At 54.8% G+C, this 21,826-nt stretch carries 18 protein-coding genes; 9 read left to right on the forward strand and 9 right to left on the reverse strand.

Annotation, left to right across the window (positions count from 1 at the left end; translation table 11 throughout):
* Positions 1 to 177: 177 nt before the first annotated feature.
* Positions 178 to 2,550, forward strand: coding sequence for a hypothetical protein (locus DCW36_RS18635; RefSeq protein WP_114778275.1), 2,373 nt, complete (start codon positions 178 to 180; stop codon positions 2,548 to 2,550).
* A 230-nt stretch (positions 2,551 to 2,780) separates the two neighbouring features.
* On the opposite strand, the gene DCW36_RS18640 is transcribed toward DCW36_RS18635, so the two are convergent.
* Positions 2,781 to 3,716, reverse strand: a complete 936-nt coding sequence (locus DCW36_RS18640) for a Ppx/GppA phosphatase family protein (protein ID WP_114778276.1) — start codon at positions 3,714 to 3,716, stop codon at positions 2,781 to 2,783.
* A 420-nt stretch (positions 3,717 to 4,136) separates the two neighbouring features.
* Here DCW36_RS18640 and acsA point away from each other — a divergent pair, with 420 nt between their 5' ends.
* The 8 genes from acsA (at position 4,137) to DCW36_RS18680 (ending at position 13,351) form a co-directional block, all read left to right on the forward strand.
* On the forward strand, positions 4,137 to 5,855 hold the full coding sequence (acsA, locus tag DCW36_RS18645; RefSeq protein ID WP_114778277.1) for an acetate--CoA ligase: 1,719 nt from the start codon (positions 4,137 to 4,139) through the stop codon (positions 5,853 to 5,855).
* A gap of 18 nt (positions 5,856 to 5,873) precedes the next feature.
* Entirely contained in the window at positions 5,874 to 6,878 is a 1,005-nt protein-coding gene (pdhA, locus tag DCW36_RS18650; RefSeq protein ID WP_114778278.1) for a pyruvate dehydrogenase (acetyl-transferring) E1 component subunit alpha, read from the forward strand.
* A 4-nt stretch (positions 6,879 to 6,882) separates the two neighbouring features.
* Positions 6,883 to 7,869: an alpha-ketoacid dehydrogenase subunit beta gene (locus DCW36_RS18655; RefSeq protein WP_114778279.1), complete on the forward strand. Its 987-nt coding sequence runs from the start codon at positions 6,883 to 6,885 to the stop codon at positions 7,867 to 7,869.
* Complete coding sequence (locus tag DCW36_RS18660; protein ID WP_114778280.1) at positions 7,862 to 9,172, forward strand: dihydrolipoamide acetyltransferase family protein; 1,311 nt, start codon at positions 7,862 to 7,864, stop codon at positions 9,170 to 9,172. Before DCW36_RS18655 ends, DCW36_RS18660 begins: the two co-directional genes overlap by 8 nt.
* Complete coding sequence (locus DCW36_RS18665) at positions 9,169 to 9,417, forward strand: acyl carrier protein (protein ID WP_114778281.1); 249 nt, start codon at positions 9,169 to 9,171, stop codon at positions 9,415 to 9,417. The genes DCW36_RS18660 and DCW36_RS18665 overlap by 4 nt, the downstream gene beginning before the upstream one ends.
* Positions 9,418 to 9,443: 26 nt before the next feature.
* A complete protein-coding gene (locus tag DCW36_RS18670) occupies positions 9,444 to 12,212 on the forward strand; it encodes a cation-translocating P-type ATPase (RefSeq protein ID WP_114778282.1) in 2,769 nt (922 codons plus the stop codon).
* 126 nt (positions 12,213 to 12,338) lie between these two features.
* On the forward strand, positions 12,339 to 12,938 hold the full coding sequence (locus DCW36_RS18675) for a rubrerythrin family protein (protein ID WP_164891179.1): 600 nt from the start codon (positions 12,339 to 12,341) through the stop codon (positions 12,936 to 12,938).
* Positions 12,939 to 13,015: 77 nt separating this feature from the next.
* Entirely contained in the window at positions 13,016 to 13,351 is a 336-nt protein-coding gene (locus DCW36_RS18680; protein ID WP_125185145.1) for a hypothetical protein, read from the forward strand.
* Here DCW36_RS18680 and DCW36_RS18685 read toward each other — a convergent pair.
* The 8 genes from DCW36_RS18685 to mgtA form a co-directional block, all read right to left on the reverse strand.
* The gene (locus DCW36_RS18685; RefSeq protein WP_114778284.1) at positions 13,279 to 14,487 is read right to left on the reverse strand and encodes a DUF3570 domain-containing protein; all 1,209 of its coding nucleotides are present in this window, start codon (positions 14,485 to 14,487) and stop codon (positions 13,279 to 13,281) included. The two genes, DCW36_RS18680 and DCW36_RS18685, sit on opposite strands and share 73 nt — an antisense overlap.
* Positions 14,472 to 14,699, reverse strand: coding sequence for a DUF4266 domain-containing protein (locus DCW36_RS18690; protein ID WP_240676237.1), 228 nt, complete (start codon positions 14,697 to 14,699; stop codon positions 14,472 to 14,474). Before DCW36_RS18690 ends, DCW36_RS18685 begins: the two co-directional genes overlap by 16 nt.
* Positions 14,696 to 15,763 carry an FAD:protein FMN transferase gene (locus DCW36_RS18695; protein WP_114778285.1) on the reverse strand — a complete coding sequence of 356 codons (1,068 nt, stop codon included), beginning with the start codon at positions 15,761 to 15,763 and terminating at the stop codon, positions 14,696 to 14,698. The genes DCW36_RS18690 and DCW36_RS18695 overlap by 4 nt, the downstream gene beginning before the upstream one ends.
* 29 nt (positions 15,764 to 15,792) lie before the next feature.
* Positions 15,793 to 16,257 (reverse strand): thioredoxin family protein, encoded by a 465-nt coding sequence (locus DCW36_RS18700; protein ID WP_240676238.1) that lies wholly within the window; start codon positions 16,255 to 16,257, stop codon positions 15,793 to 15,795.
* Positions 16,258 to 16,405: 148 nt separating this feature from the next.
* Positions 16,406 to 16,981, reverse strand: coding sequence for a cation transporting ATPase C-terminal domain-containing protein (locus DCW36_RS18705; RefSeq protein ID WP_240676239.1), 576 nt, complete (start codon positions 16,979 to 16,981; stop codon positions 16,406 to 16,408).
* Between the two features lie 105 nt (positions 16,982 to 17,086).
* The gene (locus tag DCW36_RS23050) at positions 17,087 to 17,293 is read right to left on the reverse strand and encodes a cation-transporting P-type ATPase (RefSeq protein ID WP_114778286.1); all 207 of its coding nucleotides are present in this window, start codon (positions 17,291 to 17,293) and stop codon (positions 17,087 to 17,089) included.
* Between the two features lie 87 nt (positions 17,294 to 17,380).
* Entirely contained in the window at positions 17,381 to 19,033 is a 1,653-nt protein-coding gene (gene glgP, locus DCW36_RS18715; protein WP_114778287.1) for an alpha-glucan family phosphorylase, read from the reverse strand.
* A 125-nt stretch (positions 19,034 to 19,158) separates the two neighbouring features.
* Positions 19,159 to 21,747 carry a magnesium-translocating P-type ATPase gene (gene mgtA, locus DCW36_RS18720; protein ID WP_114778288.1) on the reverse strand — a complete coding sequence of 863 codons (2,589 nt, stop codon included), beginning with the start codon at positions 21,745 to 21,747 and terminating at the stop codon, positions 19,159 to 19,161.
* Positions 21,748 to 21,826 lie beyond the last annotated feature (79 nt).

Raw genomic sequence — 21,826 nt, forward strand, 5'->3', positions numbered from 1 at the left:
CCGTAAATTAACAAATAATCCAGGCAGTGGCGCGAAAAGCTTCAGAAGTTCGGCTGTTCGTCGATACATTTCGCCTGTTCCTCTAATCGCATCTGCTTTTTTCTATATTTTGAACAGCAGCCCAAGAATCTGGAACAGATTTTGACTTACAGCCTGCATAGCCCAACCAATACAACTATGAAACACGCTATACTTTTTACCTGGATATTTTTAGCTGCCTTTGTGGCACAGGCACAAACCCGGCTGGTGTTTGAAGAAACCGTTCCCGAAGCTTACCTCATGCGCAGAGGCAATGGTGGCAGCAGCAGTCAGCAAACGGTGAACAACATCATCAGTCTTTTGCAGAATAATGTAACAGCAAAGGGAGGCGGCAGGCCAAACCGGGTGCCGGAGTTTGTGGTGCGCTTCGAACAGCAGGCCCGCATTGCGCAGCAAGGCGACAAGCTGCAACTGAAAGTGCAACTGCAGAAGCTCACGGTTAGCGGCGACATCAACTACAAAGGTTTCGACCTAGCCGAAGTGCTGCTGCCTGAAAAGCTGAACTACACCGTAAAACTCCTGAACGGCCAGCAGGTCCTGAAAACCTATCCGCTCAGCGTTAGCTTTAAAAACAGCGAAATGCTGCTGCTCGATACCACCGTACCCGATACGCTGAAGCAGGCCCGCTACAAGCTGGTGGTAGAGGAGAAGGAAGTGCTGTACACGCCGGTTAACCTGAGTAAGTTGCAGGCACACCTCAACCTCATTGCCGGCTACTACACTGCTGACAACCAGCTCCACCTCGCCCTGCAGGACATCAAACGCGTGCTCCCCGACGACCTCGACCGCATCCCGCAGCACGACCGCACCCTGCGCGACCTAGAGAACAGTTTTGCCAGCCTGAAAGCCGCCCAGTACGACAAAAAGCTTAACCTGAAACAGCACGACCCGCAGCGCCTGCTGCCCAGGATGAGGCAACTGGAAGATCAGCTGCTGGATAAACGAAAAGCCCTGAACTTCGTGCTGGCTACCCTCGACCAGCAATACTACAACCGCGGCATGGACATGGCCACCATCGGTAACGTACGCGCCGCCCGCGATTATTTTCTGCTCTCTGTGGAGGTGAACCGTGAATTCGCTCCCTCGCACCTGCAGCTGGCCTGGCTCGACTTTAGAGGCGGTTTCATCCGCGAAGCCACCGCCCGGACCCGCGACATCCTCACCCGCATGCGCGTAGACCCGCAGACCGAGCAGCAGGCCCTGGCCCTGGCCCACGACATTTACAATACCTACATAAGCGAAGGCAACAGCCGTACCAGCCATGGCGACTACAGAAATGCCTTAGCCGCCTATGCCGATGCCCGTGCCCTGTGCAGCACCATGGGCGGCATCCGCTGCAACATGCCTGCCCTGAACGACGGGGAAGCCCGGGCTGCGTATGGGATGTACCGTGGGATTGTAGAAGAAGGAAAACGCCAGTTGGCAGGCAACAACCTGGCAGGCGCAGAGCGCAGCATCGCCGAAGCCGTGGCCTTTCAGCGCCAGTACCACGTGGTTCTGCACGACGCCCGCGAAGCCGCCGATTTGCAGCAGCAGGTAAAATTCCAGTACTACGTGCAGCACATCGACAAAGGCAAACGCCACCTGAGCGAACGCAACTACAGCGCCGCCCTCAGTCAGTTTGATGCCGCGCAAGAGCTGGAGCGCCAGTTTGGTTTCCAGCCGGTACGGGAGCTGGGGCAGTTGCTGCGCGATGCGGCCAAGCCGGTGCTGCTGGCCAGCCTGAGCCAGGGCTACGAGCAGGCCATGAGCAACAGATTAGGTGAAGCAAGAGCCACCGCCTCCGCCGCCGTAGCCATGCAAACCAAATACGCGCTGGAGCAGGACGCCGATGTGCAGAACAAATACAACCTGCTGCGCGACCGCATCGTGTCGCAGGAGTGCCTCAACAGCCAGGCTGCTTACGACTTGCATTTCCGGAAGGCACAGGAGCTGGCGCGGGAGCGGAAATTTATCGCCGCCGACCAGGCCTACCAGGCCGCCATGAAGGCAGCCGGTAACAGCGCCTGCGGCATCGCCACCTTCACCGCCGAAGACGGCCGTGCCGCCATTGCCGCCGCCGTAACCTACCAGCGCATGCTCGACGATATCAACCGCTTCGTAAACAGCAGCCGCTACACCGAAGCCATCCAGCGCTACAACGAGGCAGAGCAGCACTACCTGGCGCAGGAGGTTAACCGCTTCGGCCTCGACCAAACCTCGCTCTACAACTACGCCATGAGCAGCCCCAAGCAGCCGTTCACGGTAGCAGTAGCAGCTTATTTTGCAGGCAAAGGCAACGAAGAAGCAGGTATACAGCTGTTGAACATTTTGCTCGACAAAGGCTACAGCAAAGGCAAAACCAAAAAAGTGCAGGAGCAAATCGGAAAACAACTGGCGCAGAAAGATGCGCAACTGGGGCTACCGGAGTCACCGAAAGTGCTGGCCGCCAGCTACACCAGTGGCAATAAAAAAATGAAGTACCTGGGCAAAGCTTACGAGAAGGAGCGCAAGCGCCTGGCGAAGGCATAGCAGGAGATTGTCTGAACCTTTGATTTTTGTGATTTAATTGATTTAACTGATTATTGTCTGAATATGGATTCGTCAGATTAAAGGATTAATGGGATTTCCATAATTCCGGGAGAAAGGACTGGAAATTGGGCTTATAGAAGCTGCAAATAGAAGCTGCAAATGCAGGTACCGTTACAATCTGAATAATCCTTTAATCCGGCGAATCCAAATTCAGACAAAAAATCCTACCATCAACGGTTGAGCATCTCCTGCAACACCCCCTCCTTCAGCGCATACGCCGACACGCGTATCTCCTGTAACTGGTATTGTTGCAGCACGAAATCAATCAGGATGCCCGCCACCACAATCAGGTCCACGCGCATTTCCAGCATACCGGGAATGGCGAGGCGCTCGTCGTGGTTTTTGCGGAGCAGGTCGGCGTAGATCTGGTAGAAGTCAGTTACTGCCAGCGCAGAGGCAGGAGGTGGTAACGGAAAGCGGGAGGTATCGCCTTTGCGCATCGCGTCTATGTCGCAGAGGGTGTCGAAGGTGCCGGAGGAGCCTACCAGAACCGATGGTTTATGAATGGCAATAGCCTCCGTGAGTGGTTGCAGTTGTTCCTGAAGGAAGGCTTTTTCAGCGGCTATGCTTTCGGCAGGAATGGGGTCCTGCTGGAAGAAGCGGTCCATCAGGCGCTGGGCTCCAAGTTCAAAGCTGCGTTTCCAGAAGATTTCCCGCTTGTTGCAGATGATGAATTCCACGCTGCCGCCGCCGATGTCAATGATAAGCGCTTTCTGTTCGTCCAGCACCCCCGCCGACCGCACTCCGAAGTAAATCAATTCAGCTTCCCGGTCGCCGGATATCACTTCTACTTCAATACCCGTCTGCTCCCGGATGTCCTGCACAAAGGCTGCTCCGTTAGCTGCATTGCGCACCATACTCGTCGCCATGGCCCGCACTGCGCTTACACCGTGTGCTTCTATTTGCGCTTTAAAATCCTTCAGCGTGGCGAGTGCCCGCGCATAAGGCTCCGGGGCAATGGCGCCCTGGCTAATGCCGCCCTGGCCCAGCCGTACCGGCAGCTTTACCTTCACCAGGTCGCGGCGGCTGCCGTCGGGATTTACCTCTGTAATCATCAGGTGAAACGTGTTGGTACCCATGTCGATGAGCGCGAGACGGTTGTTCATGTGCGAGTGATGTGATAGTTTGTAGTTGAAAAACTTAAACGTAGCAGCAGCTGAAAGAATGGTCAGTGCTGCAGAAAATTTTTTGTGAGCCAAAACTGGCAGCATGGCAGCAAAGATAAGGAGAATGTATTTGCTGCACCGCCCACCACAGTCTCTGTTGAGGGATTTCATTGAATTATATACCTAAAAAATAAAACAATATAAAGCGTTGTGATGTAAAACAAAATAAGCCATCATAGCGCCCACAGGCCTGCCAGTGGTTATTATACCACCAAAACAAAGGCCTTTCAGGCGCTCCGGAGAGGCAGTAGGGTAGGCGGGCGGTACCGGTTTTGGTTCTTCCTTCTGCATAGCTTGAAATACTACGGCAGCAGACGGAAGTGAAGTAGATTTCAGGTCATCACATAACATCTTCCTGCTATGCCAGTTGCTCCAAACGTATCCGATTACGACTCCCTCTACGCCGGCTTCAGCTGGGAAACGGAAAAAGCCGGGCTCAGCGGCCTGCCCAACGGCCAGGGACTCAACATAGCCTATGAGGCTGTAGACCGCCATGCGATGGGCGCCCTGCGCGACCACATTGCCTTCCGCTGGATAAAGAAAGACAGGTCGGTGCGCGACTGCACGTATCAGGAGCTGATGGAGCTGACCAGCCGCTTTGCCAATGTGCTGGGGGAACTGGGCATAACCAAAGGCGACCGTGTTTTCGCTTTCCTGGGGCGCATCCCGGAGCTTTACATAGCAGCTTTGGGTACATTAAAAACAACAGCCGTATTTTGTCCGCTGTTCAACGTGTTCGGGCCGGAGCCCGTGTTTCAGCGTATCAGCCGGGGCGATGGCAGCATGCTGGTCACTACCAAAGACCAGTTTGAGAAAAAGATACGCCAGTTGCTCGAGCGGCTTCCACAGTTGCGCTACGTGCTGTTAACCGATGCTGAGCAGGACGAAAGCGGGCAGGTGCGGTCCCTGCCCCGCCTTATGGAAAAAGCCTCTGCAGCTTTCACCATTCCCACGACAGCACCCGAAGACCCCGCTTTGCTGCACTTTACCAGTGGCACCACCGGTCTTCCCAAAGGGGCGCTGCATGTGCACAAGGCGGTGCTGGTGCATTACGTAACGGGCAAGTACGTGCTCGATTTTCATCCGGGCGATATCTACTGGTGCACTGCCGACCCTGGCTGGGTGACCGGCACCTCCTACGGCATCATCGCCCCGCTGGTAAACGGGGTAACGAACATCGTAGACGAAGAAGAATTCGACGCCACCCGCTGGTACGCCATCCTCGAAGAGCAAAAAGTTAACATCTGGTACACGGCTCCCACCGCCATCCGCCGCCTGATGCGCATGAACATCAGCCCGCGCGAAAAATACAACCTGGAGCACCTGCGCCTGATGCTGAGTGTGGGCGAACCGCTGCATGCGGAGGCGGTAACCTGGGGCGAAAAAACCTTCGGCATGCCCTTCCTCGACAACTGGTGGCAAACCGAAACCGGAGGCATCATGATAGCCAATTACCGGTCCATGCCCGTGCGCCCGGGTTCCATGGGCAAACCTTTGCCTGGTGTGGAAGCCGCCGTAGCCGAAGTAACCGACGACAGCTTCAGCATCATCACCGAACCCGGTAAAGACGGGCACCTGGTACTCAAACGCGGCTGGCCTTCCATGTTCCGCACCTACCTGCACGACGAGGAACGCTACAACAAGTGCTTCCGGGGCGACTGGTACCTGACCGGCGACCTGGCCAAACGCGATGCCGACGGCTACTTCTGGTTCGTGGGCCGCGCCGACGATATCATCAAAACCTCCGGGCACATGGTAGGTCCTTTTGAAGTGGAAAGCGCCCTGATGGAACACCCTGCCGTAGCCGAAGCCGCTGTGATAGGTAAACCGGACCAGCTGATTGGGGAACTGGTAAAGGCTTTTGTTGTGCTGAAACCGGAGTACCAGCCGGATGAGGCCCTGAAGCTGGACATCACGGCCCATGCCCGTCGCAAACTTGGCCCTGCGGTGGCGCCCAAAGAAATCACTTTTATCGACAACCTTCCCAAAACCCGCAGCGGCAAGATCCTGCGCCGCCTGCTCAAAGCCCGTGAGCTGGGACTACCGGAGGGCGACCTGTCTACCCTGGAGCAACCTTGAATCTCAACCGGAAAAGCTATGGCAAAGAAAGGAACCAAAACCAAAACTACAGCGCCTCTTGCTCCTGAACTGGCGCAAAAGCTGCTCTACCAGATGCTCCTGATTCGGAGGTTCGAAGAGAAGGCGGCGGAGATGTACACCAAAACCAAAATACGCGGTTTCCTGCATCTTTACATTGGCGAGGAGGCGGTGGCGGTGGGCGTCATGCAGGCGCTGCGGCCCCAGGATAATGTGCTGGGCACCTACCGGGAGCACGGGCATGCGCTGGTGCGCGGGCTGGAGCCAAACGTTATCATGGCCGAAATGTATGGCAGGCAGGAAGGCTACTGCAGGGGAAGAGGTGGGTCCATGCACCTGTTCGATGCCAAAAGAAAATTCTTTGGCGGTAACGCCATTGTGGCGGGCCACCTGGCGCTGGCGGTAGGGCTGGCGCTGGCCGATAAAAAGATGCAGCGCAACCAGCTGACCTGCTGCTTTTTCGGAGAAGGCGCCATGGCCGAAGGAGCCTTTCACGAAGCCATGAACCTGGCGGCGCTATGGCAGGTGCCGGTGCTCTTTGTATGCGAAAACAACCTCTACGCCATGGGCACCGCCCTCCGCTACACCCATGCACAAACAGACCTCACCTTAAAAGGAGCAGCCTACGGCATCACCGCAGCTGCTGTCGACGGTATGGACTTGCAGGCTGTAATGGAGGCGGCCAATACAGCGGCAGCCACCGTCCGGAAAACCGGTAAACCTTACTTCCTGGTCTGCAACACCTACCGCTTCCGGGCCCACTCCATGTTCGATGCCGAGCTGTACCGCGATAAAGCAGAAGTGGAAGAATGGAAGCAGCGCGACCCGATTCCTGCTTTTTCCAACACCCTCCTGCAACAGCAGCTTTTAGCCGAAGCAGACCTGCAGGCACTGGAGGCACGGGTAAACGAGGAAGTGCAGCAGGCCATAGACTTTGCCGAGTCCTGCAGCTGGGAGCCCGTGGAAGAGATGAGCAGGTTCACCTACAGCGAAAAAAAGACCTGAACCCATGGCAACCAGCCTTATTACTTACCGCGAGTGCCTGAAGCAGGCGATACGGGAGGCCCTGCAGGGCGATGAGCGGGTGTTCCTGATGGGGGAAGACGTAGGCCATTACGGTGGCGCCTTCGCCGTGAGCAAAGGACTGCTGCAGGAATTCGGCCCGGAGCGCATCATGGACACGCCCTTATCCGAAGCCGGTTTTACCGGGGCAGGCATTGGCGCAGCACTCGGCGGCATGCGGCCTATTGTCGAAATCATGACCATCAACTTCAGCCTGCTGGCCCTGGACCAGATTGCCAACAATGCCGCTACGCTGCTGCACATGTCGGGCGGGCAGCTCAACGTGCCGCTCGTTATCCGGATGAGCGCCGGTATCGGGCGGCAGCTGGCGGCGCAGCACTCGCATAGCTGGGAGCCGCTGTTCGCCCATTTGCCGGGGCTGCGCGTGCTCTCCGTCGGCACCCACGAAGATGCCCGCTACATGCTCGCACCCGCCCTGCTCGACCCCGACCCGGTCATCATCTTCGAATACACCTCCATGCTCAACCTCGAACAGGAACTACAGCCCGTGGAGGGAGGCGTCGATATCAGCAAGGCAAAAATAAGGCGGGAAGGAAAAGACATCTCCATCATCACCTACGGCACCGGCGTTTACAAAGCCCTGGAAGCGGCTGCAGAACTGGCTGCGGCAGGCATAGAGGCGGAGGTAGTGGACCTGCGCGTGCTGCGTCCGCTGGATGACGAAACGATACTGGCTTCTGTTACCAAAACCAGCCGGGCCATAATCGTGGAAGATGCCAGCAGGTCGGTGAGCGTTTCTTCGGAGGTGAGTGCACGGATTACGGAGAATTGCTTCTACGACCTCGATGCGCCGGTGCAGCGCCTGTGCGGGGCTGAGGTGCCGATACCTTACCCCAAGCACCTCGAGGATGCCGCCGTGCCGCAACCTGCCCAGATTGTATCAGCCATCAAAAAATTACTGCAACATGCTTGAGTACCGCATGCCCAGCCTCGGAGCCGACATGGAGAGCGGCTTTCTGCGTGAATGGCACGTAAAGCCAGGCGATAAAATTAAGAAAGGCGACATCATAGCCGAAGTAGAAACCCAGAAAGGCATCATCGACATCGAAGTATTCGACGACGGTACCATTGGCGAACTGCTGGTACAGGTAGATGAAAAAGTGCCGGTAGGGACCCTGATGGCCATGATTATACCTCCGGGAGAGGATGGCGAAATTAAGGAAACGCCACAAAAATCTGCTGCACCAGCCACCACACCCACTGCTGCTGAAGAGGCATGGATTGCAACAGAGCCTCCTCCCATGGCAGAAAAAGCAGCGGCCGCGGAACATCATGTACGGGCTTCGCCCTTAGCCAAACGCATAGCCGAAGAAAAAGGCATCGACATCGCCACCATCCACGGAACAGGACCGGAAGGAGCCATCATCCGCGAAGACGTAGAGCATGCCATTACCGCCCGGGTAGCACCGGTGCCGGAAGCTCCGAAAGAGGCTGCGCCTGCGCCACCGCCTGCATCACCACCTGCACCCGTTGCGGCGGAAAAACCTGCCCCACCAGCCCAGGCACCAGCTGCTCCTGCAGAGGAGGAAAAAGCCAGGCAAGCCACCGGAGCCTCTGCCGAAACCATCCGCATGGCCGTGGCAGCCGCCATGAGCAAGTCGAACCGCGAGATACCGCACTATTACCTCGAAACCAGGATAGACATGCGCAGGGCGATGGCCTGGCTGGCAGAAACAAACAAACAGCGACCCGTAAAAGAGCGGCTGTTGCCCGCCGTGCTGCTCCTGAAAGCGGTAGCCAAAGCGCTGAACGAGGTGCCGGACCTGAATGCCTGGTGGGAGAACGGGCTGCAGCGGAAACCGGCCATCAACATCGGCTATGTAGTGGCCCTGCGCACCGGCGGCATCATGGTGCCCGCCATACACGATGCCGATAACAAGTCGCTGGACGAGCTGATGCAGACCCTCAACGACCTCATTCCGCGTGCCCGGGCGCTGCGGCTGCGCAGTTCCGAACTTGCCGACTCCACCATCACGGTGACCAGCCTCGGCGAAGGAGGCGTGGAAACGGTGTTCGGTGTTATTTACCCGCCGCAGGTTGCGCTGGTGGGTTTTGGCGGCATTACCGACCAACCCTGGACCGAAAACGGCATGCTGGATGTGCGGCCCGTGCTCACCGCCACCCTCGCCGCCGACCACCGCGCCACCGACGGCAGCACCGGCAGCCGCTTCCTGACAGCCATCAAAAATTACCTCCAACAACCCGAAAAACTATGACAGCAGAAGAAATAAAACAAGCCCTCTTGCTCCGGCTCAAAACCATCGCCCCCGATACCGAACCGGCCCAACTACAGCCCGACGACAACATCCGCGAAAAGCTGGGCATCGACTCCTTCGATTACCTGCAGTTCATCGTCGCCCTCGACGAACAGTTCGGCATCCAGACGCCCGAAGAGGATTACGGCAAAATTCAGACGCTGCAGGAGCTGACGGAGTATGTGGGGGCAAGGGTGAAGGGGTAGGGAGGATTTCTGTTACATCCAAAGCCATGCCCGCCTCAAGCCCTGCAGACATTTTCCGGTTGCCGCCCGAACAGGTGGCGGCGCAGCTGCAGACTTCCCCGGCACAAGGACTGACGACGGCAGAAAGTGCGGCTCGCCTGAAGCGCTTTGGCTATAATCAAATCCGGCACATCAACAAACGGAACATGCTGCAGGTGTTTCTGGAGCAGTACAAAAACGTGCTGGTGCTGTTGCTGCTGGGCTCCTGCGTTATTTCCTTTTTCCTGGGTTATGTGCAGGATGCCATTGTGCTGCTGCTGGTTGTTTTCTTCAACACATTTATCGGCTTTTACCAGGACTGGAAATCGGAAAACCTGCTGGCTTCGCTCAAAGAACTCGTGCAGGAACGGTGCTATGTGCTAAGGGAGGGGCGGAAGCTGGAAATACCGGCCCGGGAGCTGGTGCCCGGCGATGTGGTATACCTGAGCGAAGGCGACGGCGTTCCGGCCGATATCAGGCTGTTTAGCACCACCGGCTTTGTCGCCAACGAGTTTATCCTGACCGGCGAATCGCAATCGCGTATAAAGGAGGCAGCACGTGTGCCCGAAGAAGCGGCAGGGCTAAACGGGCGCGATAACGCTGTGTTTATGGGAACCACTGTCGCCGGCGGCGAAGCTACCGGGGTGGTGGTGGCAACCGGCATGCAGACTGAACTGGGCCGCATCGCCCGCACCTCCGAAACCATCGATGCCAGTCTTACGCCGCTGCAAAAGGAGCTGAACGTGGTGGCGAAAAAGATTACGATTGCTACCCTGGTGCTGGCAAGCCTGCTTTTTACCGCCCGGATGCTGCTGGACAGTCACCTGCACGATGCGCTGCTCTTTACCATTGGCGTGGCCGCCGCCATGGTGCCCGAAGGTTTGCCTGCCCAGATATCCGTTTCGCTGGCCCTGGGGGTAGCGCGGCTTGCACGGAAAAAAGCAGTGGTGAAAAAGCTCTCGGCCGTGGAAGCGCTGGGGGCTGCTACGGTGATTGCCTCCGACAAGACCGGCACCATCACTAAAAACGAAATGAGCATCATTCACTGCTACCTCAACGGGCAGAACTACACCGTAACCGGCACCGGCTACGAACCCACCGGCCAGTTACTCGACCTCGACAGCCACGTGCTCCACAAAGATAATTTAGAGAACCTGAAGCCTTTTTTCCTGGACGGTTACCTTGCCTCTACCGGCAAAATCAATCCGCCCGATAAATACCACGCCACCTGGTACCCCCTCGGCGACCCCACCGATTGCGCTTTTTCCACGCTGGTACTCAAAGCGGGATTTCAGCTGGAAGACCTGGACCAGCAGTACCCGCGCAAACAACTCTTCCCCTTCGACTCCTTCCGCAAGCGCACCTCCATTGTCCGGCGGCACAAAAACAAAACGATAAGTTTTATAAAAGGCGCCCTCGAATCGGTGCTGGAAACGGCGGTGGCGCACGAGGTGAATTTTGAGGTAAAGCCGCTTCTGCCGGAGGAAAAAGAACACTTCCTGAACCTGGCCCGCCTGCACGCAGCCGAAGGCAAAAGAATTATTGCATTGGCTTACAAAGACCTGCCGCTACAGGAAACCTACACGCTGGAAGAAGCGGAAACCGCAACTGTTTTTGCCGGTTTTGTAACGATGGTGGACCCGCCACACGAGCAGGTAAAAGCCGCCGTTCAAACTGCTTTTGAAGCCGGCATGAAGCTCATCATGCTAACCGGCGACAACGAAGTAACAGCCCGTGCCATCGCCAACCAGGTAGGCATGCACAACCCCGACGGAAGTTTGCCAGCCGTTATCGACGAGCAGCTGCTGAAGACACTGGATGATGTCTCCCTGAAAAAACACCTGGAGGCCCGTACGCTGATTTTCTCACGCGTATCGCCGGACGAAAAGCTGAAAATAGTAACGCTGCTGAAAGAAAGTGGCGAAGTGGTGGCTGTTACCGGCGACGGCGTAAACGATACGCTCAGCCTGAAAAAAGCCGACATTGGCATAGCCATGGGGCAGAAAGGAAGCAAAGTAGCCCAGGAAGCAGCCGGTATGGTGCTGCTCAACGACGATTTTTCTACCATTGTGGTTGCCATACAGGAAGGCCGCACCATTTACAACAACCTCAGGAAGAACGTACTGGCCAACCTCATTGGCAACCTGGCGGAGCTGACGGTTATCCTGCTGGGCTTTGCTGCTGCTTTCCGGGGCATGCCCATGGCCCTGCTGGCTATCCACATCCTGCTCATTGACCTGATTGGCAACATGCTGCCGCTGCTCATGCTCTCCTTCGACCCGCCCGAAGAAGACCTGATGCACCGGCCGCCACGCCGCCTGGGCGAGATGCTCAACAAGCAGGCCCTGCTGACTATCCTTTACTCCGGCCTTATCAAAGGCTTAATCTCGTATGCGGTGTTCCTGCTCTCGTTCTTCAGCCACGCGGGGCACCCGCTGCAGCACCCCATCGCCATGACCGTCACTCTCACGTCCATTGTCTTCTGCCAGTTTGTAAACATCTTTTCGAGCCGCACCAGCCGCACGGTTTTCACCCGCTTCTTTTTCTCCAACAGGCTGCTTTTCTTCGGAATGAGCCTTTCTGCCTTTTTTGTCTTCGTCATCAGCTATCTGCCGTTTTTCAACCGCTACTTCCGTACCGGACCTCTGGCCGCTGCTGACTGGGCACTGGTGCTGGGGGGCGCCCTGGTGTACCTGATAATTCTGGAAGTATTGAAGCGTGTTTCCGGGAAAAGGAATAAATACGTAAGTGATAAAAAGATGCAAGGTGTTAAGTAGTAATGTTTTATGTTTGGATATTCATCATGTTTACATATCAAAAATACCGATTTACGAAATTTGTTTAATTCCTTTTGTTATCTTGAATTTAATTGCGTTAAACTAATAATTAATTAGTTTATGTTTATGAAAGCAATCTTTATTATTCCGTTTTTACTCTTATGCAGCCTCGTTACATACGGACAGCAGCATAAGCAAACGCTTACCAATCTGGAGAAAGCCTATCAGGCCGAGGCAAATGCAAGCCGCCGTTACGAAATGTTTTCCAAAAAAGCATCAGAAGAAAAGCAGGAACAAATTGCCAGATTGTTTCGTGCTGTATCGAAGTCAGAATCCATCCACATGCAGAACCACAAACGGGCTATCGAAAAAATCGGAGGGACTCCTTCCAAAATTATGTACCAGAAAGTGAAGGTAGAAACAACCCGCGACAACCTGAAGGAGCCAATTGAGGGTGAAAAGCAGGAGACAGAATCCTTGTATCCCGAATTTGTAAGAATAGCCAAGCAGGAGAATGCAAAACAGGCAGTACAGTCGTTTACCTACGCCATGGAGGCTGAAGCCCAGCATGAAAAGCTTTACAAAGACGCCCTGCAGCACTATGGCAGGAACAAGAAAATGGACTACTATGTCAGTTCCGTATCAGGTTCAACCATTGCGGTAGAGCCTGGTAAACCTGCTCCTAAACCCAAGCATCCAAATGAGAAATACATGCTGATAAAATAAAGCAAGCGTTACAGCAGCGTTGTACGGAACCAGCCTGGTCAGTACAATGCTGCCTATCGCTGTAACTACCATACAAAATGGACTACACGCACATCCACCTGCTGCTTAACCACTTTCCTATTGTAGGAACGCTGACTGGCGCAGGCGTTATGGTTTGGGGAGTACTGAGAAATGAAAAAACTGTTAAAGCAGTGGCTGCCGTCAACATCATGGCTGTGACCGTCATGACGATACCCGTGTTTCTGGCAGGAGAATCAGCCGAAGAGCGGGTAGAGCACCTGCCCGGCGTTTCTGAGCGCGTAATTGAGGAGCATGAAGTGGCAGCCGAGCGCTTCGGTAGCTATTCAGCCGGAAGAGTAAAGCCAAGGTCAGTGCTGATGATGTATGCTTTAAGTCCGTCGCTGCGCCAGTAGCTGCCAAAATGGAGTTCTATTCCTTTAAAAATAGATTTGTGTTTTGTAAAAGGAAGCCCGAAACTTTTAATGCCCATGAGGGGCGAGTAGCGGAGCCCGAGCCCGGTTTTATGGCTGCTGAAGCCGGAAAGGTCATAATCCGAAGTATAAAATTCCTCACGCAGGCTATGCTCCTGAAAGGGGGCAAAGTAGGCTGCTGCTGTTTGCAGGTGGAAACGGTAAAACGGGTAAACAGAGAAGAAGGGACCAAACTTTACAGGTGTTTCCAGCTCGAACGTGTTAGCGGTAATGCCCCAGCTGTCGGTGTAGAAGCGGTAAAAGAAACGGGTGGTCAGGTAATCGTTCAGGTAGTAATTTACCCGCAGACCTACCGGGTATTTCAGCCGTGTATCCGGCAACTGCTCTACCCTGGGCAGCTCCATCCCCCGGAAGTACACCCGGTGGAAAGGCGTGGACAGCAAGCCGGACTGATAAACCAGGTCAGCCGACAGCGAAGCCTGTATCTTCTGATTGATTACCTGTGAGTAGGTGGCGGAGAGGTTGTAAGACTGTCGCTTATCGGACTTCACCAGCTGTTCCCCGGAGCGTAGCTCTATTGGGTAAATCAACGACCAGGCATCCCAGTAGGCCAGTACACCCAGGCTGAATTCCCGGTTGCCGTCAGCCGACTCCACAGCCCAGCCTGCCCCTGCCGAGAAGGACTGGTAATCGTATTCGGTGGAGCCTCCCAGCGATATACTCTTCGTAATCCTGCTCAGGCTGTTGCGGCGGCTGAGGCTGATGTTGAGGTGCGTACGCGTGTCGGAACTGGAGGCAGAAGATACGTTATAGTCGATGTTATCGGTAGAGGCCGAGGAGTAGAAGTCCATCCCGAAATTAACATTCAGATTTGTAACAGAGTCGAGCGGCACATTCACAATGATGGTGGGCGTTCCATCGGTTAGTTGTTCCGTACCTATGCCTCCTGTTACAGGCGAATGGTTGCCGTCCTGGCTGTAGTAGCTCCCCAGGATGTTGACCTCGGCAGGCTCCAGTTTTCGTACCCGCCTTGCGGGTGTGGGAGTGGTCTGGGCGAAGGAAGCAGTAGCCATGGTGCAGGCTACGAGCAAACCGGCATATTTTAGTTGCATCCGCATCCTCCTCCCACTTTACCCCCGTTTGCTCCGGAGGCACCTTCCCGGTAAGACTGAAAATTTGTTTCGAACGACTCCAGTTTCCGTGCATTCAGCTTCATCTCCTCTTCGTTCAGGTATTTTTTCTGGTAAGGCTTCACAGCCTCACAACTGCTCAGGATGCCCGATGTTATTATACAGGCCATTAGCAGAAGCGCGTAGGTAAGTAATTTCATAGCCTATTCTGTTTTGTGTTTGGCTTTTGTTGCAGCAAGGCAGGTTTCGGCTTGCTCTGGTAACCATGCAGGTGCAGGTTATCGGATGTCACTAGCTCATCGGAGTCGGTTACCATCAGGCATTCCACTCCTTTGAGCTGGTTTACCAGGTATAGCCCTTCTTCTTTCCCGAGCACAAAGGTCGCCGTAGCCAGGGCGTCGGCCAGTTCCGCATCCGGGCAGATAATGGTAACACTTTTCAAACCTGTAACCGGGTAACCGGACCGGGGGGCGATGATATGGGCGTAGCGCTTGCCATTTATTTCGGCGTATTTTTCGTAGCTGCCGGAAGTCACCACAGCTGTTTCGTCGGCGGTGAGCCAGGAGAATACTTTATCTTTCTCGGCAGGGTCGGCAATACCGATGTACCAGGACTGGCCATCGGCTTGCCTGCCCCAGGTAACCAGGTCGCCGGCGGCATTTACCACGCCATTTTTTATGCCCATGCTGCGCATCAGGTCGCGGGCGCGGTTAGCAGCATAGCCTTTCCCGATAGCGCCAAAACCAATTTTCATACCCGCTTCCTGCAGCCTTACACTGTGCGTTTCGGGGAACAACTGGATTTTTTCGTATCCGATATGCCGGATAGAGTTGGCAATGGCCTCCGGTGACGGCAGTTCCTGCATGCTGCCATCAAACCGCCACACCTTATCGGCTGCGGCCCAGGTAATGTCAAAAGCGCCTCCGGTTAATTTCGAGAGGCGGATACTGCGCCTGATGAGTTCAAACAACTCCTTATCCACCGGCACCGGCATGCCGCCGGCACTCCGGTTGATGGCGCTGGTCTGGGAAGTTGGCTGCCACTCCGACAGCAGCGCCTCGATTCGCTGGATTTCCTGAATGCCTGCTGCTACAGCCATTTCTGCCAACTGCCCATCTTCCGACACGGCAACCAGTTCAAAGCGGGTTCCCATTAGCAGCAGCACCTGTTTATGTGTTTTTAATGCCTGTTCAGGCGCCTGCGCCTGTGTGCTGCCAAAGACCAGCAACAGCAAAAGGCATGTTATTATCCGGAACTTCTTCATGGCATTTTACTTCTTCTGGCAGCGGCTGTTCATTTATGATGCAGGATTTGTTTCAGATGGGCAATGTAATTTTCCGGGCCTCCTGGCTGGTAGCCCGTTTTGGCAAGCACCTGGCCTTTTTCATCCGTCAGCACCACCAGCGGGAAAACACCTTCTTTGTTATACCGACCGGCAAGCTGCTCGTTGTGCCGGGTTTGCTCTGCAGGTAACTGGTTTTTCTTAAAGCGGGGGAAATCGAGCTCCAGCAGTACGAAATGGTCTTTGGCGTAGGTTTGGAATTCCGGTGTGTCCCACACCTCCTTGCGCAGCATAATGCAGGGTTTGCACCAATCTGAGCCGGCAAACACCATCAGTATGGGTTTGTGCTCTGCGGCAGCCAGTTGGGCAGCCTCCTCGTACGTGTGCTGCCATTTTACATCACCCGACTGCGCATGGCTATTGTGCGAGGGTAGCAGGCACAGCCATAAAAGCATAAACAAAAGTACATTTTTCATCTTTTCCTCTTTTAAAATCAAACAATACCAGGTTGAACAACAGCAGCCTGGGTGGTGGTAAAGGTAAAGTTTAAGTCATTGGCAAAAAGAGGGTTATGCTATTTATTATAAACGCTGCTGCTGCTCCTGCTGTTGTACAAATACAGGTTTAATTTTGAGAAAGTAAGTTTGCCTCCATTTCAGGTTCGCCAACGGGCGTGGAGGACTGGGATTTTTGCCTCCTGAACCATTTAGCCCCTTCCAGCCAGATAACCGACACGAAACCTGTTACCACCGTAAAAAGCAACTGGTGTGGCCCCAGCGGGACGAATCCAAAGAATCCGGCCAGGGGAGGGGCATATACTAATGCCGCAGTGAGGACAGTGGTAAGACCAATGATAAACGCCACCAATCGGTTTTTGTAGTGCAGGGTAGTGAGTATGGAGTAATAAAAAGAGCGGTTGACCAGCGTCAGGAAAATGTTGGCAGCAATCAGTACCATTAATACCATCGTCCTGGTCAGGTCGGCATCGTAGCCGTTGCGTACGGCATACTGGTAGGTAAACAAGGTGCCTGCTGTTATCATAACACCCTGGATAATGCTGGTAGTGAGTTCTCTCCAGCTGAAAAATGTGAGGGAGAACTTGCGCGGTGGCTGGAACATGAGGTTTTGTTCAATGGGCTCGTTTTCGTAGATAATGGAACAGGTGGGGCCCATAATCAGCTCAAAATAGATGATATGCACTGGGGAGAAGATGTTTGGATAAACCCAGCCCAGCACCAGGGGCAAAAAACGGTCAGGATGATGGGAATATGGATGGAGAGTATGTACTGAATAGCTTTTTTCAGGTTAGCGTAAATTTTCCTGCCCATTGCTACAGCCTCTGCCATCTTGCCCAAATCGTCTTCCAGCAGAATAAGCGAGGCTGCCTGTTTGAGGGCTTCCAGAAACTTGTTTTTCTTTTTTGTGGTCCAGCCGGTTTGGGCCATACCTTTCCCGCGACTGCCGTACCTGCTCAGCCGTTAATCCCACGATATGGTAGGCTTTTTCTGGCATTGTTTTTTAACTGAATAACGTTCAGTGCTATGGCAGCATCAGTTATAATAAACTTTTCCTGAAGCACCTCTTTCTTTACCAGAAGTGTCAGGCATTGTACAGTTTCTCATAGTACTCCTGCGCAAGTCGGGTGGAATCGAAAAAAGGCAGGATGTCGCGCATGCTGTTTTTGATGATGGAGCGCCACCTGTCCGGCTGGGTGTAATACAGTGGCAGAATCTCGTGCTGCAGGATGTCGTACACGTTTTTTGCATCCAGGTCGTCCTGCTCGTGCTGCGGAAGTTTCGGGTCGGCCGGTGGCGCTACAAACCCGTTGATGCCGTGGCGGACGAACTCCGGCACCCAGCCATCGGCCGTTGACAGGAGTACAGCGCCATTCATGGCGGCCGACATGCCACTGGTACCGGAAGCCTCGTGTGTTACCAGCGAGGAACTCAGCCAAAGGTCGGCCCCCTGCTTGAGCAGTTTCGACAGCTTTAGCTCATACCCGACAAGCACAGAACAATTCGGATACGCTCTGCTCAGATTTACCAGCTTGTCGAAAACCGTGATTGCACCATAGTCCATGGGGTAAGGCTTGCCTGCCCATATGAGTTGAACCGGGTACGTGTTGTTGGTTAACAGGCTGTGCAGCAGGTCCATGTCCTCGAGCAGCAGGTCGGCCCGCTTATAGGCGGCAAAGCGCCTGGCCCAGACAATAGTGAATACCTTCTCATCGAGCATATCGCCTGCCTGGTCTGCTACCTCCTCGAAAAGCTGCTTTTTCAGGTCCTGTTTTCGCTGCACCAGACGTTGGTCCTGATCCGTCTGTAGGCAGTCGTAGAGCGGTTTGTCGGCCCAGTACGCGTAGCTCTGCGCATTGGTAATAGAGAGGATAGGGGAAACGCCGCTATACCCCTGCCACTTCCGGACAAGGGTTTCTCCGTGCATGCGCGAAACAGCATTCGAACGCTTTGCCAGGCGCAGGGCCGCCAGGGTGTGGTCCAGGATACCTCCCTCCGGCTTTACCAGCTGCTGTACCTGCTCCGGCGGTACCTTTAAAAAGAAACTCATGTCCTGCAGCAGCCGGATATCAGTTTTTTCGTTGCCTGCTTCTTCGGGAGTGTGGGTGGTGAATACGACCCGCTTCCTGACCTCATCCGCGTTCCCGTACTTCTCCAGAAGCGCGAAAGCCAGGGGCAGGGCGTGTGCTTCGTTCAGGTGGTAGATATCGGGGGCAACGCCTAAAATTTCGAGCAGCTTAAAACCTCCTGCACCCAGCAGAATACTGGCAGCAATCCTGGCTGCTTTATCCGAATCGTAGAGCTTGTGCGAGATGGTTTGCGCCAGGTAATTGTTTTCGGGCAAATCGGTGGTGAGCAGGAATAGCGGAACGGTGCCAAAAATGTGCGGCGGGAGGTAATATACCCCCACCTGCACCGGCGCACGGTTTACGGTTATTTCAAACCGGATGCTGGTCTTCTCCAGGAAGCCGTAAATTTTCTCCTGGAACAGCACGCCCATCGTCTGGTCCGGTTGCCGTACCTGGTCGTAGTAGCCATACTTCCAGAAAATGCCTATCCCGATCACATTCTGCTTTAGCTCATAGGCGCTGCGCATATGGGAACCGGCCAGAAACCCCAACCCGCCAGCGTATAGCTTGAGCGACTGGGCAATGGCATATTCCATGCAAAAATAGGCAACCCGCTTTTGGTAAGCAGGCGCATAGGCATACGGGTGCAGGTACTGCTGATTTTCCATTTCTATTGCTTGTGCAGCTACACTAAAATGTCCATAAGTTCTCCTCCTGATTACGTGCAAGCTGCATCGGGGATGCTGCTGCGCCTGGCTTTCGGGCGCTGTTTGTTATTTTGAGGTCAAAATTTTTATCTGCACCAGCCACCACATCCACAGCTCCTGAAATATAGTTTACTGCACCTGCCACCACAGCCTCTGCTGCTACCCGGTAAACCTATTCTTCTGAAAGACCTGAAAAACCAATGCTTCAGCAGCTCCGCCGTAACCGCATACGCCAGTATGATTCCGGTAATAACGATTACCTGCTGCTGGTGCGCAATGGCAAAGCTGAGTACCGGTGCAAAGGGCGAGAAGGGCAGCCAGAGCGTAACTGCCAGCGCCAGGGCAGCCGTAAGCAGCAGGAGCCTGCCCGGGCTGCTCCGGAAGATGGATTTCGGCGTCCGGATAATGAACACAATGAGCAGCTCTGTCACGACCGACTCCAGGAACCAGCCTGTCTGAAAGGGTGTCTCGGGCAAGTCAAAGTAAAAATGCAGCATGTAAAAAGTAGCGAAATCGAATACCGAGCTATGGAGGCCGAAGACCAGCATAAACCGGCGGATGAGGCGGATGTCCCAGCGGAGCGGGTGGCGCAGCTGCTCTTCGTCTACTTTATCAGAAGCAATTGCCAGGTAGGGAACATCTGAAATCAGGTTCGTCAGCAGAATCTGCTTGGGGAGCATGGGCAGGAAAGGCAGCAGCAGCGAGGCGCCGGCCACACTGAACATGTTGCCAAACGTAGCGCCTGTGGTGGCAAAGATGTACTTCATGGAGTTGGCAAAAGATTTCCGCCCTTCCGTTACCCCGTCTGCCAGCACCGCCAGGTCTTTTTCGAGCAAAACAAAATCGGCGGCTTCTTTGGCCACATCCACGGCATTGTTGGTAGTGATGCCGGTATCGGCGGCATGGAGGGCGGCTACATCGTTTATGCCATCTCCCAGGTAAGCTACCCGGAACTTGGATTTCTTCAGGGCCCGGACTATCCGCTCTTTCTGATAAGGCTCCACCTCGGCAAACACATCGGTTTGCACGGCCTTTACCGTCAGCGCTTCCGGGGCCATGCTATTCAAATCCTGGCCGGTGATGATAGTGGCGGTGTTGAGGCCAAGGGCTTTGGCGGTGTGCATGGCCGCATAGCGGTTGTCGCCGGTAATAATTTTTACGGCAATGCCCATCTGCTCCAGCCGGTCCAGCGAGGCGGCAGTGCTTTCCTTGAGCTTGTCTTCCAGCAGGATAAAGCCCATGAATACCATCTGCTGCTCATTTTCGTGCACAATGTCTTCTTTATCTGTTTTCCGGTAAGCAATGCCCAGCACCCGGAAACCTTCCTGGCTGTAACTGGCCAGCTTCTCTTTTAGCAGGCTACCCTGCGCTTCGTCGAGCGGCTGCTCGGTGCCATCGGCTGCTACATAGGAGCTGCACACCTCCAGCACGCTCAGCAGGGCGCCTTTGGTAATGATGGTTTTTCCGGCGGCGCTCCTTACGCCGATGCTGAGGCGTTTGCGCACAAAGTCGTAAGGAATTTCGTCGTACTTTTCATAGCCCTGCGTATCCAGGGGCAGTGCGCTGATAACATCGTCGATGGGGTTGGTGAAGCCATTCTGAAAAGTAGCGTTCAGAAAAGCGAACAGCCGGGCCTGCGGGTCTGATTTTCCGGCGATGTTTACCACATCGTGCACTTGCACGGAACCTTCGGTAATGGTGCCGGTTTTATCGGTGCAAAGCACATTCACCTCGCCCAGGCTGAAGATAGAAGCCAGGCGCTTTACAATTACTTTGCGGTCCATCATGCGCCTGGCGCCCGCCGACATGGCAAAGGTCATGATGGCAGGCAGCAGCTCGGGAGTCATGCCGATGGCCAACGCCAGCGAGAAAAGCAGCGAGTCGAAAAAGGGCTTCTGGAAGTACAGGTTGGTAAGCAGGATGAAAGAAGAGAGGAGGATGGTGATGCGCAGCAGGAAATAACCAAAGTTCTTCAGCCCTTCTTCAAAGGCCGTCGTGCGGACCTGCGTGAGGCTGTGCGCCATCTGCCCGAAAACGGTTTCCCGGCCCATGTGTACCACCAGTGCTGTGGCCGTGCCACTTACCACACTCGTCCCTTGCCAGAGGCAGTTGCTTTTCATGTTCAGCGGTGCATTTTCGGGGATGATGCCCGGTTCCTTGGCTACAGGAAAGGTCTCGCCCGTCAGGGGGCTTTCGTTGACGTGCAATTCGTTGCTTTCAATGATACGGCAGTCGGCCGGAATCATGTCGCCTGCATGGAGTACCACCACATCGCCTGGCACCACTTCCTGCACCGGTACGCTCACCTCCCGCCCTTCGCGGATGACCTGGTGCTTTACCTCGATTATTTGCAGAAGCTTATCCACCGCTCTGCCGGCATGCAGCTCCTGCAGGAAACTCAGCAGCCCCGAAACCAGCAGGATAAACAGCACGATAAGCGTATCCGAAAACTCCCCCAGTATGGCAGACAGCACGACCACCAGCAGGAGCAAAAGCATCAGCGGACTGCTGAACTGCCGCAGCAGCAGAAGCAGTTCCCGCTCAAACCTTGTCCGGACCTTCGCCTTCTTTTGCTGTGCTGCTATCCGGCGTTTTGCGGTTCCGGCACGTAGACCTTTTGCTCCGGAACGAAGCTGCTTGTAGAGCTGCTCAAGTGTGGGAGATGCCAGGTTCATGGTTATCGGTTTCCGGTGGTGGCAGTAGCATTTTACACAGGTTTGTGGAGCAGCGTGCGAAAAGAGTAGAGCAGCATAG

Origin of the sequence: Botryobacter ruber (assembly GCF_003347595.2) — a bacterium.
Taxonomy (GTDB): domain Bacteria; phylum Bacteroidota; class Bacteroidia; order Cytophagales; family Hymenobacteraceae; genus Pontibacter; species Pontibacter ruber_A.

Excerpts from the sequence above, each read along its gene's own strand:
- DCW36_RS18665 (WP_114778281.1), top strand. The coding sequence starts at position 9,169 with ATGACAGCAGAAGAAATAAAACAAGCCCTCTTGCTCCGGCTCAAAACC.
- mgtA (WP_114778288.1), bottom strand. The coding sequence starts at position 21,747 with ATGAACCTGGCATCTCCCACACTTGAGCAGCTCTACAAGCAGCTTCGT.
- DCW36_RS18690 (WP_240676237.1), bottom strand. The coding sequence starts at position 14,699 with ATGAAATTACTTACCTACGCGCTTCTGCTAATGGCCTGTATAATAACA.
- DCW36_RS18675 (WP_164891179.1), top strand. The coding sequence starts at position 12,339 with ATGAAAGCAATCTTTATTATTCCGTTTTTACTCTTATGCAGCCTCGTT.
- pdhA (WP_114778278.1), top strand. The coding sequence starts at position 5,874 with ATGGCAAAGAAAGGAACCAAAACCAAAACTACAGCGCCTCTTGCTCCT.
- DCW36_RS18700 (WP_240676238.1), bottom strand. The coding sequence starts at position 16,257 with ATGAAAAATGTACTTTTGTTTATGCTTTTATGGCTGTGCCTGCTACCC.
- DCW36_RS18640 (WP_114778276.1), bottom strand. The coding sequence starts at position 3,716 with ATGAACAACCGTCTCGCGCTCATCGACATGGGTACCAACACGTTTCAC.
- DCW36_RS18655 (WP_114778279.1), top strand. The coding sequence starts at position 6,883 with ATGGCAACCAGCCTTATTACTTACCGCGAGTGCCTGAAGCAGGCGATA.
- DCW36_RS18670 (WP_114778282.1), top strand. The coding sequence starts at position 9,444 with ATGCCCGCCTCAAGCCCTGCAGACATTTTCCGGTTGCCGCCCGAACAG.
- glgP (WP_114778287.1), bottom strand. The coding sequence starts at position 19,033 with ATGGAAAATCAGCAGTACCTGCACCCGTATGCCTATGCGCCTGCTTAC.
- acsA (WP_114778277.1), top strand. The coding sequence starts at position 4,137 with ATGCCAGTTGCTCCAAACGTATCCGATTACGACTCCCTCTACGCCGGC.
- DCW36_RS18685 (WP_114778284.1), bottom strand. The coding sequence starts at position 14,487 with ATGCGGATGCAACTAAAATATGCCGGTTTGCTCGTAGCCTGCACCATG.
- DCW36_RS18635 (WP_114778275.1), top strand. The coding sequence starts at position 178 with ATGAAACACGCTATACTTTTTACCTGGATATTTTTAGCTGCCTTTGTG.
- DCW36_RS18695 (WP_114778285.1), bottom strand. The coding sequence starts at position 15,763 with ATGAAGAAGTTCCGGATAATAACATGCCTTTTGCTGTTGCTGGTCTTT.
- DCW36_RS18660 (WP_114778280.1), top strand. The coding sequence starts at position 7,862 with ATGCTTGAGTACCGCATGCCCAGCCTCGGAGCCGACATGGAGAGCGGC.
- DCW36_RS18680 (WP_125185145.1), top strand. The coding sequence starts at position 13,016 with ATGGACTACACGCACATCCACCTGCTGCTTAACCACTTTCCTATTGTA.
- DCW36_RS23050 (WP_114778286.1), bottom strand. The coding sequence starts at position 17,293 with ATGCCAGAAAAAGCCTACCATATCGTGGGATTAACGGCTGAGCAGGTA.